The sequence below is a fragment of the Syntrophomonas sp. genome (assembly GCF_028707975.1).
Taxonomy (GTDB): domain Bacteria; phylum Bacillota; class Syntrophomonadia; order Syntrophomonadales; family Syntrophomonadaceae; genus Syntrophomonas.
The window spans coordinates 26823-39121 of sequence record NZ_JAQVZX010000002.1; the positions used below are offsets into that span (position 1 = coordinate 26823).

General features: G+C 43.5%; 13 protein-coding genes. 11 read left to right on the forward strand and 2 right to left on the reverse strand.

Features of this window, described 5'->3' with window-relative positions; genetic code table 11:
- Positions 1-48: 48 nt before the first annotated feature.
- Positions 49-285: a hypothetical protein gene (locus tag PHP87_RS00505; protein WP_299917178.1), complete on the reverse strand. Its 237-nt coding sequence runs from the start codon at positions 283-285 to the stop codon at positions 49-51.
- A 141-nt stretch (positions 286-426) separates the two neighbouring features.
- Positions 427-834: a hypothetical protein gene (locus tag PHP87_RS00510; RefSeq protein ID WP_299917180.1), complete on the reverse strand. Its 408-nt coding sequence runs from the start codon at positions 832-834 to the stop codon at positions 427-429.
- A 494-nt stretch (positions 835-1328) separates the two neighbouring features.
- On the opposite strand from PHP87_RS00510, the gene PHP87_RS00515 reads away from it, so the two are divergent.
- The 11 genes from PHP87_RS00515 (at position 1329) to PHP87_RS00565 (ending at position 12296) form a co-directional block, all read left to right on the forward strand.
- Positions 1329-2405 (forward strand): uroporphyrinogen decarboxylase family protein, encoded by a 1077-nt coding sequence (locus PHP87_RS00515; RefSeq protein WP_299917182.1) that lies wholly within the window; start codon positions 1329-1331, stop codon positions 2403-2405.
- 21 nt (positions 2406-2426) lie between these two features.
- A complete protein-coding gene (locus tag PHP87_RS00520; protein ID WP_299917184.1) occupies positions 2427-3089 on the forward strand; it encodes a corrinoid protein in 663 nt (220 codons plus the stop codon).
- Complete coding sequence (locus PHP87_RS00525) at positions 3090-4136, forward strand: methylcobamide:CoM methyltransferase MtbA (protein WP_299917192.1); 1047 nt, start codon at positions 3090-3092, stop codon at positions 4134-4136. It abuts the gene before it with no gap.
- Entirely contained in the window at positions 4129-5961 is a 1833-nt protein-coding gene (locus PHP87_RS00530; RefSeq protein WP_299917193.1) for an ASKHA domain-containing protein, read from the forward strand. The genes PHP87_RS00525 and PHP87_RS00530 overlap by 8 nt, the downstream gene beginning before the upstream one ends.
- 79 nt (positions 5962-6040) lie before the next feature.
- Complete coding sequence (locus PHP87_RS00535) at positions 6041-6808, forward strand: ABC transporter permease (protein WP_299917195.1); 768 nt, start codon at positions 6041-6043, stop codon at positions 6806-6808.
- Positions 6795-7532 carry an ABC transporter ATP-binding protein gene (locus PHP87_RS00540; protein ID WP_299917197.1) on the forward strand — a complete coding sequence of 246 codons (738 nt, stop codon included), beginning with the start codon at positions 6795-6797 and terminating at the stop codon, positions 7530-7532. The genes PHP87_RS00535 and PHP87_RS00540 overlap by 14 nt, the downstream gene beginning before the upstream one ends.
- A 76-nt stretch (positions 7533-7608) precedes the next feature.
- Entirely contained in the window at positions 7609-8604 is a 996-nt protein-coding gene (locus PHP87_RS00545) for an ABC transporter substrate-binding protein (RefSeq protein WP_299917199.1), read from the forward strand.
- Positions 8605-8649: 45 nt separating this feature from the next.
- Entirely contained in the window at positions 8650-9189 is a 540-nt protein-coding gene (locus PHP87_RS00550; RefSeq protein WP_299917200.1) for a hypothetical protein, read from the forward strand.
- Positions 9190-9225: 36 nt separating this feature from the next.
- Positions 9226-10311 carry an ABC transporter substrate-binding protein gene (locus tag PHP87_RS00555; protein ID WP_299917201.1) on the forward strand — a complete coding sequence of 362 codons (1086 nt, stop codon included), beginning with the start codon at positions 9226-9228 and terminating at the stop codon, positions 10309-10311.
- A gap of 141 nt (positions 10312-10452) precedes the next feature.
- Positions 10453-11493 carry an iron ABC transporter permease gene (locus PHP87_RS00560; RefSeq protein ID WP_299917203.1) on the forward strand — a complete coding sequence of 347 codons (1041 nt, stop codon included), beginning with the start codon at positions 10453-10455 and terminating at the stop codon, positions 11491-11493.
- Positions 11490-12296 (forward strand): ABC transporter ATP-binding protein, encoded by an 807-nt coding sequence (locus PHP87_RS00565; protein WP_299917205.1) that lies wholly within the window; start codon positions 11490-11492, stop codon positions 12294-12296. Before PHP87_RS00560 ends, PHP87_RS00565 begins: the two co-directional genes overlap by 4 nt.
- The last annotated feature ends 3 nt before the right edge of the window (positions 12297-12299 follow it).

The window sequence follows — 12299 nt, forward strand, 5'->3', positions numbered from 1 at the left end:
AAGGTTTTTAATCAGCTGCCCGTTTAATTTAGTTTAAATGATTATTTATTATACGCTATCATACAGACAGTTATATTGCAAGATGGCGTCGAAGGGACGTAGTGGACCTGTATCCTTAACCCCCAGCCCTTGTCCGTTGGCCAATCCAATAATATGCGCCAATACTTTATCTCCCGGCTTGAGATTGGTAACATTCAATACTTTGCGATAATAGTGTTCTTCCTTATCATATTCCGTTAGGGCGGAAAATTGGGGATTGACAGGATGTCGCGAGAGCGCTATCACCCTGCGGGTACTACTGGTGTTCCACCCTGCGGGTGTCACTATTAAGGTTGTGACCAGGATGGGAGATTAGCGCAGTACCCCTCGCGAGACAAGCCGCAAGTGTTGCCCATGCGTAGACTGCGAGCGGTATAAATATGCACTCTAATGCATATTTATAACTTTTTGCAGTAACATCACCTTTATATTTATTGTTAAATTCAGCATATACAAACATAAATACAGTCTCATCTGCAATACGACGGGCCTGAAAGAACCCCGGGTATTACTCCTGGATGGTACTCCGGACATGCTCTGTACCAGCAGGCTTACCATCTCCGCTAATCGCCCGTTACACCCGTATTCACTCAGATAGACTGCTGTTAACAGCCCCGGCACTATGGAGAAAACCAGGGCCAGCAGAACCAACCACAGGGTTCCTTTTATCGCCGGAAATATTCCCCCTTCACTTCCCAGCGGAGTTCCAGCCGGGCTGCCCACTATAAACTGGCTGCTGATATAAGGTCCCCCGCGCCAGATTAGATACAAAATGATAGCCAGTAAGACCAGCAATATAAAAATGCCGGATAGCCAGAAAAACGATTTTAATAATAGATCAGCACACTTTAGATAGTGTGGTGCTGTACAGAAGATGAGGGAGGGCCCCTCGGAGTCGGCTTGCCGGTGTAGGCTTCAAACCACCTTAAGCTGCTGGGGTAAAGAGTTCTGGATGACCCGTAATTTATCCCCGACTTGAGCCCGGTTTCCGTCTCCAGGATATTGAAGCGACTTTTGCTTCATGGCCAGATCAAAAAGTTGTGCGAACCCACAAATACTATCTTACGAAACTCGGGAAAGCCGTCATCACTACAGGGCTTAAGACAAAAGCGCTTTTTATCATTCCCAGTCTGGCTGAAATAGAGGTTTCTGTTGCTTAATTTACTTTCCAGTTTGCGAAGATCTTTGGGATTAAGGGACTAAAATACAATAATTAGTTATACTTTATATAATAATATATTGTATTATAGTACTTATATTTATAGTTTTATGGATTAGAGGTGTATCAAATGAACGCTATACCCAAGGATGAAATGACACCCAAAGAAAGGATGGCCGCTTTTGCCGCAGGCAAGGCGTACGACCGGATTCCTTGCATGCCGTTGGTTGGCGAACATGCTTGCCGTTTGATTGGTGCGACCGTATCAAGCTACAGTCATTCGGCCCGATTGATGGCAGAAGCACAGATCAAGGCTTTCCAAACCTATCGTACCGATTCGGCCGGTATAGGGCCGGGCCTTTTTGGAATCGCCGAGGCAATGGGTACCAAATTGACCTTTCCCCAGGATGGAATGCCGTATGTATCTGAACCGGTTTTAACGGATTGGAATGATTTTGAACGACTGGCTCCAGTTGACCCTCATAAGGATGGCAGGTTGCCTTTGTATCTCGAAGCTCTGCAAATAATAAAAGATGCCATCGGAGATGAAGTAGGAGTTGGAAGCTCGGTGGGAGGTCCCTTTACAGCAGCCGCGTCAATACGGGGAACCGAAAGATTCCTAAAAGACCTGCGCAAGAATACGGAAATGGCACATCGTCTATTGAAACTGGTTACCGAAAGTGCTTTGCGCTATATTGATGCAGTTTGCGAACTGGGCCTCAAACCCAGCATATCAGAACCTACTGCGTCTGGAACCTTGATCAGTACCAAGCAGTTTAGGGAATTTGCCCAGCCCTATCTGAAAATCTATGCGGATCGCATCAAAGAGCGTTGTGGTAGCGGTCCGATGTTGCATATTTGCGGCAACAGCAGTCGGATATGGCCTGAAATGGTTGAACTCGGGGCGACTATTCTAAGCCTGGACAATGTTATAGATCTGGAAGAGGCCAAAAACATGGTTGGGGACAAGGCATGTCTGGCAGGTAATGTTAAACCGATCGATACCTTAATGAAAGGTAACCGGGAACAGGTATATGCTGAATCCAAAGAGTGTCTGCGCAAGACCTACGATAGCCCCAAAGGCTATATATTATCATCCGGTTGTGGTATTGCTCTCGATACACCACCGGAAAATATCATAGCCCTTATGGATGCGGCCAGGATATACGGAAAATATCCAATTGAGCCAGATAGATGGGACAATTAGTACATTTGGAGGTGTTATAAATTGGATTCCCAGCAGGAGATATTGGATCGTCTGGCCGAAGGGGTCAGGGAAATGGATGAAGAGTTGGCGGTACAGGCTTCGTATGAGGCTTTGGAAAACAAGATTGATGCATTGACCGCTATAAACCAGGGACTTGTGGTTGGGATGAATGAGGCCGGTTTTTTATATGAACAAGAGGAATATTTCGTGCCGGAGCTTTTATTGTGCTCGGATGCCATGTATGCGGGCCTGGATGTGCTCAGTCCCCATATCCAGAGAAATACGGCGGAGAGCAAGCAGAAGGTAGTTATTGGCGTAGTCGAGGGTGATACCCATGACATAGGCAAGAATCTGGTCAAGCTTATGCTGGAGGTTGCTGACTTTGAGATATATGATCTGGGGCGCGATGTTCCTGCAGTGGATTTTATCAGCAAAGTCAAAGAGGTTGGTGCCGACATAGTCTGTCTCTCTACCTTGATGTCTACCACTATGGATAGAATGGCTGATGTTATCGAATTGCTCAAAAAAGAAGGTTTGCGGGAACAGGTATTGGTTATGATCGGTGGGGGTCCCATATCCCAGGCATTTGCAAACCGCATCGGTGCCGATGCTTACTCGGAAAATGCTATCGGAGCTGTGAAAGATGCCAAACGCTTATTATCTGAGAAAAGGGTGGCTATATAGGTGTATACAGCCAAAGATAGATTAATCAAAGCCCTAAAAGGGGAAATCGTTGACCGCCCCCCCTGTATTTGTCCGGGCGGCATGATGAATATGGTCACTACCGATGTTATGCAGCAAGTAGGCAGCATGTGGCCGGAAGCTCATCGTAATCCCCGGGAGATGGCCAGGCTGGCCCTGGGAGTACATAATTTGACCGGGATAGAGAATTTGGGAGTGCCTTTTTGTATGACCGTGGAAGCCGAGGCCATGGGCGCAAAGATTGTCCTGGGCTCTCTGGAAAATGAACCACGGGTAATTGAATACCCCCTGCTGAAGCTTGAGGATTGGCCACGCCTGTCTGAAATAAGACTGGAAGGCGGAAGAAGCGCTGTGCTTGCTGAAGCAGTCGGAATTTTGACCACCCAAAATCCTGATATGCCGGTAATTGTTAATCTAACCGGGCCAGTCAGCCTGGCCAGTTCACTTATCGAGCCCATGAGCTTTTTTAAAGCCATGGGCAAACAACCGGAAATAGTCCACGAAATTTTATCCTTTATTACTGATAATCTGATTGTCTTTGGCAGGAGCCTGCTTAATGCCGGGGCCCAGATTATAAATATAGCCGACCCCAGCGGAACCGGAGAAATATTGGGGCCACATCGCTTCAGGGAGTTTGCCCTGCCCTATATAAACCTCATCCTGGCTGATTTAGAAGGCAGTTATCAAGCCAGTATGGTACATATCTGCGGCCGCTTGTCGAGCATATTCGCGGAAATCAACCAGTTGAAAACAAAAGCGATAAGCATAGATTCAACGACCAGTATAACCAAGCTTAAAGCTGCATTGGATAACAAAATAATTGTCGGCAATGTCAGCACCTTGCTGCTGCAAAATGGTCAGCCCGACCGGGTCAAAGCCGTTGCCTTGAACTGCCTGCAAAAAGGCGTGGCGGTATTGTCACCTGCCTGTGGAATCAGCACCGCCACCCCGCTGGCCAACCTCCAGGCAATGGTATCAGCAGTACACGACTTTGATTACCTGAACCGGGAGGTATTATGCTTTGACTGAACAGCTTAATGATCGGAATGGGGTACATGTAGTCTGCAACAGCAATGGCGAACTGCAACTGCTTATGGATATATTGGATAGTGCCGGTATTGAACTGGAAAGCTCATGTGCAGGTAATGGCACCTGCGGCAAGTGCCGGGTCCGGATTATTGGCGGAAAATGTCTGCCTCCCGGACCCGAAGAAGTGGAATTATTGTCATCCCGGGATCTCAATAAAGGGATTCGTCTAGCCTGTCATTGTCTGGTGCAGGGCGAGGTTATATTGTCGGTAGAAAATGCCGCCAAAGATCTCAGGATACTGGAAAAAGGTATGCTTGCTGATTTCAAGATAGAAGTCGAAGTAAGCAAACACCTATTGACCATGGTACAGAATGGACAAAAACCATCATTACTTGAGAATATCCTACAGCAATTGAACATAAAACAATCTGTTCCAGACTCGCTTGATGTTCTCCGTTTGATTGCCAGGTTCAAGCCGGATGATACAACCGCAATCGTCGCCGATAACAAGCTTATTGGCTTGGAGCATGGTGATACCACAGCAAATTGTTTCGGTATCGCAGTCGATATTGGCACTACCACCGTTGTAGCTTCGCTTCATAACCTTGCTGATGGCAAAGAATTGGCGATAGCTTCGGCCCTAAATCCTCAAACCCAATATGGTCTGGACGTCCTTAGCAGAATTCAGTACGCCGGCAAGGGTTTGAACAATCTCGATAAGCTGAATAGTCTAATTATTGACTGCCTCAACGGATTGATTTCGGATCTCTGCTGTCAAAGCGGGATAGATTCCCAGTATATTTACAAAATCGCGGTGGCAGCAAATACGGTAATGATGCACCTGCTGCTGGGAGTCAGTCCTGTGCCGATGGGAAGGGCACCGTATCATCCGGTATTTCGACAGGGACAAGTATTAGCGGCAGATAACCTGGAACTTAAGGTATCACCTTTTGCGAGTTTATGTTGCCTGCCATCAGTTTCCGGATTTGTGGGGGCTGATATTGTAGCTGGGATCGTTGTCAGCAATTTGGGCCGGGAAGAAGAAACCGTGCTGTTTTTGGATTTAGGCACCAATGGAGAGATGGTCCTCTGCAGGGATGGAAAGCTTATGGCCTGTTCAACTGCAGCCGGGCCGGCTCTTGAAGGGATGAATATCGCCTGCGGGATGCGCGCCGCAAACGGAGCGGTCGAAGAGGTATGGATTCAGGGAAAATCCATAGAGTGGCGAACCATTGACAATGCCCCGCCGCTTGGTTTATGTGGCAGTGGACTACTGGATCTGGTGGCGGTTATGCTGGACTGTGGTTTGCTCAACTCGAACGGAAGAATTACTGACAAGAATAGATTCGCATCGATCTATCCGCAGAATCCTCTAGCCGGTCAGATTGATGAAATAGCTGGAAAGAGAAGATATTGGCTGATACCACCCTCAGGAAATTGCCCCAACGGGATATTTATCAGCCAGGCCGACATCAGGCAGGTGCAGCTGGCCAAAAGCGCCATAGTCACGGGTATAAAAATCCTGATGGAACAGACCGAACTGGATGAAAGCATGGTAAGCAAAGTATATGTTGCCGGGGCTTTTGGTGCCTATCTCAAGCCGGCCAGCCTGATTCGCCTGGGGTTTTTTCCTGACAACTGGCGTGATCGCATAATTTTTGTTGGCAACACATCCAGGATGGGTGCCGTTATGGCTCTCTTATCAAGCAGCACCCGTTCTCGTATGGAGGAAACAGCTCAAAGGGTTCGCTATATTGAACTTGAATCCTGTCCGGGGTTTGAAAAGATGTTTGTGGAGAATATGAATTTCCCGGTTAGCTTCTAATCCAAGTATGAGTGGGTGGGCTTGTATTGGGGTTTGATTAAATACGAGAGAAACCGCCAGGAAAAGGGGTGAGTATTATTTGAGATTCTTAAAGGGTTTACTAATTCCTTTCGTGGTATTGGCAATCTGGTATACCGGATCAAAGTCGGGAATTTGGAATTCATTTATTCTTCCTTCTCCCGTTCAAACCTTTGAAACTGGGCAATACTTAATTACTTCCGGTATTTTGCTTAAACATGTATTGATAAGTCTCTATCGGGTCTTTGCCGGATTTGCGTTAGCTTTCTTATTGGCTTTTCCATTAGGAATAATTCTGGGCATGAAAAGACAGCTTATAGACTATTTCGAACTTATTATTGAATTTGTTCGCCATGTTCCACCGTTGGCTACGGTTCCCATGTTAATACTCTGGTTCGGAATAGGTGAGATTTCTAAACTAGTTGTAATCGTATTGGCTTCATTTTTCCCAATATTTCTTAATACCCTGGATGGAGTCCTACGCTGTGATGAGCATTTACTGGAAGTAGGAGAATCTTTCGGGTTTGCAGCTAGGGACAGGTTTAAATACATAATTTTTCCCGCCACTTTCCCCTATATACTCATGGGCATGAGGCTGGGGCTTGGATACAGTTGGAGAGCCTTGATTGGTGCAGAAATCATAGCCGCCACCGCTGGCATTGGTTATATGATTCTTGATGCAGAGCTATTGTCCCGACCTGACATCATGATAGTAGGGATACTTACTATAGGCATTTTAGGGACGCTTATAGACTTTGTCTTTTTTAGAATAACAAATGTATTTGTTATATGGAAAGAAGGTGAAAAGACACAGAATGGCTGGGGTTAGAATAACAGGTTTGAGTAAAAGGTATGTAATTGGAAAGGAGGCATTTTTTGCTCTTGAAAAAATGAATTTATTTATCGAGGATGGAAGTTTTACAGCAATTGTTGGAAAAAGCGGATGTGGTAAAACAACATTGTTGCGACTATTGTGTGGGTTGGAAGAAAAGACTTCCGGCGACATTAAATTTATCAACCGTGGTAGCGAAAGCAATGGTTCAGATGAAATGCGCATAGGTATAATGTTTCAAGAGCCCCGTCTGATGCCCTGGCTTACCATAAGGGAGAACATTGCTTTTTCATTATTCCCCAAGCAAAAGGAGATAAAGAAGGATGCCGATCGGCACCTGCAAACACTGGGGTTGGAGCTATTTAAGGATGCATATCCCTGGCAAATATCCGGAGGTATGGCTCAAAGAACCGCTTTGGGGCGTGCCCTCTATTATGATCCCGATATAATTCTGATGGACGAACCGTTTGGTGCCCTGGACTATTTTACTCGTAAAAAGTTACAGAATGAAATGGTCAGTCTATTTCTTAACCAAAAAAAGACGTTTGTATTTGTTACCCATGATATTGAAGAAGCGGTCTACTTGAGCGAAAAAGTTATTGTTCTGGAGGCAGGCAGGATAGTTCAAGAATTACCGGTTGAACTGCCTTATCCTCGAAAGACAAACTCGCCAGAATTCCTTAATATTACGGAAGGTATTTATAAAGCTATTATTGCTTGAGTTGATGGCAAATGTTTAACTTGTCAGTCCATACAGACATTTTAGTGAAAGTAATATATTAGGAGGGTTTCTATTCATGTTGAAAGGCAAAAAGTATCCTGTAATTTTATTAACCTGTTTGCTTGCGTTCGCTCTTTTGGCCGGAGGATGTCAAAAAAGCTCTAAGACATCAGACAACAACCCAGCAACAGATAAATCCAGTAAATTGAGTGCAATAAACATTACCTATGTAAAATCCCCGCTAAATGTTCCTTCTATTGTAGAAAAACAAAAAGGAATTGTCGAAAAAGAATTTGCAAAAGAAGGGTTGCAAATTAATTATCCGGAAATAACCTCGGGTGCCAAGCAGACGGAGGCTCTTGCAGCCGGTTCTGTCGATATCTGTAACGCAGTTGGGGGGACATCCTGTATTTTGGCTGCATCCAATGGGGTTGATCTTAAAATTATCAGCATGTATAGCCGCGCTCCAAAGGCGTTTATGATAATAACCAAGTCCCCCAACATAAAGACGATAGCTGATCTGAAAGGTAAAAAAGTAGCCGGACCAAAAGGTACGGTTCTTCATCAGATGCTTTTAACCGCATTAGTAAAAAACAATATAAAACCGGAAGATGTTGAACATGTTGCGATGGAACAGCCTGCAGCAGTGGCAGCTTTGATTAATGGTAGCGTTGATGCTGTCTTGGCTGCCGGCGGATCTGCTGAGCAAGCCATTAAGGCTGGAGGACGGGTTTTAATTAATGGTGAAGGACTTGTAGATGGGGCCAGCGTAGTTGCAGTAAGCGGGAAGTTTCTTAAAGAGCATCCTGACTTTGTAAAACGATTCAAACAGGTTCACTTAGCTAGTCTACAGTTTATTAAAGATAATCCTGAAGAGGCATATAAAATGGGAGCTGAACAATTGGGAATTACCGTTGACGAGGTGAAGCGAATGTATTCCTGGTATGATTTTGACCCGACCATAAAGCCAAGTGATATACAAGAGTTAAAAAACACACAGGACTTTTTAATCAATACAAAAATGCAAACCAAAACTATAAATATTGAAGATTTAATAGCTGAAGTAAAATAATCCCTAAATCTGTTTGAGTAAATCAACACCATGGGGGCAGGCACTATGAATACTATATCTATTAAAGACAGGGACGTTATTTTAAATATATCTTATGAGGATATGATTAAATACCACGGTCGTTTTTATATCGGAGGAGTAGCTATGGCCTATAAGGCTTTGGAGCTTGCCTTTGCTAAGCTACCTCATTTGGGGATTCCTTCGCGAGAGAAAATAACCTTTGCGACAGCCATGGGAATGGAGGGAATGGGAGTAATAGATGGAGTGGAAATGGTTACTAGAGCCAGATCCAGAGAAAAGTTGATTGCAGACATTGGAATAATTCCCAAAATCCCAGCTCCTGATGCTCCTAATGGCGGCAAGTATTATTTTGAGTTGAATTATGATAGGACGATGATTGCAATTGCAGTAAAGGAAGGACTTATTCCTGAAGAGTTTATTATTCTATCGGGAAAAGCACTTTCCAATACAATTTCGGAAGAAGAAGCGATAAGAATCCAAATAGTAAAGGAAGACCTTGCTTCCTTAATTATGACCAATGCTGCCGAGGATCTTTTTAATTGGTCATTATGTGAGTCAAGATAATTTAAATAATAATTAAAAAAGAAAGGCTGATAACGAATGAAATGGATAAGTAAACCAATGACTTTAATCTTATTTATTGCACTTATCGGGTTGATATTTGTCGGCGCAGGTTGTAGCAAGACAACAACCCAGACAAGTCAAGTTAATGATAAAAAGTCGATAATTGACCAATTAGGTAGATCAGTTGAAATACCCAATAAAGTAGAACGAATTGTTACTTTGCCTATGCCATTGCCTTCAATTATCTATGCCGTAGATGGGAGTGGCAGTAAGGTTGTGGGCATGCACCCTACCTCTGCAAAAGCTCTTAATACCGGAATCCTGGCTACCCTTGCCCCCGAATTAAAGAAGACACCTACATCTTTTGTTCAAGAGGGATTTACGGTTAACATTGAAGAATTGCTTAAACTTAAACCGGATGTGGTAATTCAATGGGGTACCGAGGAAAAAGAAATCAAAAAAATGGAAGTTGCAGGTTTACCCGTAATAGCACTCACACAGGGAACCCAGGGTGACCTTGAAGGTTGGATAAAAATTATTGGGCAAATACTTAATAAAGAAGACCGAGCCTCAGAACTAATAGCGTTTCAGCAGAAAACCATCAACGACATCAAGTCAAAAACTTCCAGTATTCCCGCTGAAAAGAAACCTAAAGTCTATTATTTTCTAAATGAAAATCTGCAAACGGCAGGTACAGGTACACACCATAATAACTGGATTGGTATTGCCGGCGGAAAAAATGTGGCCGCAAGTCTCAATGGATTTCCGAATGTTAATATGGAACAGCTACAAACATGGAATCCGGATATAATCCTAATCAGCAATTTCACTGATCTGCAACCTGACGATATTCTTCAAAACAAGATCAAGGGGCAGGACTGGAGCAAAATAGATGCTGTTAAAAACAAAAAAGTCTATAAGATTCCTCTAGCAGGCTATAGATGGGATGCTCCCTCGGTTGAATCACCGCTGATGTTAAAATGGTTGGCGCAAGTGCAGTACTCAGATATTTTTAAGGATTATTCCATGGTCGATGAGTTGAAAAACTTCTGTTCTACTTTCTATAAATATGATCTTTCTAACGAAAAGGCCGCTGAAATCCTAAATATATCTAAGCAATAATCAACGCATCGATGATGGACATAAGGAGGGGCTGTAACCAAACAGTCGCTCCCTTCCTTCTTTGATAAGGCATCATTCCAAGTAGTAGTCAATTGGAATAAATTACAATGAAGAATTTAGAGCATAGGGGACAAATAATTAATGCTTAATAAAACGTATGTGCAAACAAATTCCAGTTCCGTATTTTCAATAAAACTTGCTCTAATTTATCTATTACCTCTGGTAGCATTATTTCTGGGTCTTTTTTTGGGAAGATACCAGGTTTCAATCGAGAATGTGTTCAAGATTCTTCTCTCTCCCATTTTTCCACTTGAACCGGGAATATTGGACATAGAAAAATCCGTTGTTCTCGGTCAAAGACTGCCAAGAGTTCTATTAGCTATGTTGGTAGGGGCAGGTTTGTCAGTATCGGGAGCAACGTTTCAAGCGCTCTTCAGGAACCCGATTGTAAGTCCTGATATACTTGGTGTGACCCAGGGTGCCAGTTTTGGGGCCATACTGGCACTACTCCTGTTCGGGCAATTAGCAATCATCCCATTTGTTGCCTTACCGTTTGGATTATTGAGTGTGTTTATGATCTATGCCATGAATAGAAATCGGCAGATTGCATCCCGTTTATACCTGGTATTAACGGGGATCGTGGTGTCATCAGTATTTACCGCCTTGATATCGCTTATAAAATATATTGCAGATCCATTCAATAAATTACCAACCATCACTTATTGGTTAATGGGAAGTTTTGCTAGCACTTCTTATTCCGATCTCAGGCTGGTTTTCTTGCCAATTATAAGCGGAATAGTTTTTTTATTGCTTTTGCGGTGGAGAATAAATATTTTGTCTCTGGGTGATGAAGAGGCCCAATCTCTGGGGATTAATATCGAGAAATTGAAGTGGTTACTTATTGGCGCTGTAAGCGTGGTGTGTTCCTCGGCGGTTACTGTTTCAGGCATAATTGGATGGGTCGGCCTGGTAATTCCCCACATCGGAAGATTACTGGTTGGGCCCGATCATAAAATATTACTGCCGGTAAGCACTATATTAGGTGCATCATTTATGGTTTTTATCGATATTATTGCTCGGACCGCCACCGCTGCGGAGATACCTATTGGAATACTTACGGCTATAATCGGGGCACCCTTTTTCGCTTATCTATTAATGAAGTCAGGAGGTAGCTGGATGTGAAACTTGAGGTCTTATCCGGTGAGTTTGGGTATGCCAATCAGAAAAATCTATTTAAAAACTTATCTTTTACATTAAAAGAGGGAGAGATTCTGGCTATAGTTGGGCCCAACGGAGCTGGGAAAACCACTCTTCTCAAATGCATAATTTCTATCTTGAAGTGGAGATCCGGGAAGACAGTAATTAATGAAAAGGAACTGGAATCCATGAAAATGGCAGATGTATGGAAAAATATTGCTTATGTTCCTCAGAGCCACGAGGTGGTCTTTGCCTACACTGTATTGGAAATGGTGCTTATGGGACGGGCCCCGCATTTGTCCTTATTTGCCATGCCCTCATCCAGGGATTTGAAGATTGCTAAAAAGTCAATCGAAACAATAGAAATATCTCATCTGGCTGACAAGCCCTGTTCAGAGTTAAGCGGTGGAGAAATGCAACTAGTTCTGATTGCCAGAGCCTTAGCGTCTGAGCCTGATGTACTGGTTCTGGACGAGCCCGAATCACACCTGGACTTCAAAAATCAGATGTTGATCCTTCGAATATTGGAAAGATTGGCTAAGGAAAATAAGATTTCCTGCATAATTAATACTCATTATCCAGACCATGCTCTGCGTATTGCAGATAAGGCTTTGATGCTGGGAAAAGGTCAAAAACATGTTTTTGGTAAGGTGGATGAGGTTATTACTGAACAAAACCTTCGAAACTTCTTTGCTGTTGACGTAAAAATAGTTTCTTTAATCTTTGAAGGAATGGAAATAAAAACTGTTGTTCCAATAGATTTCAATAAAAAAATAGCTAATTTTTAATGG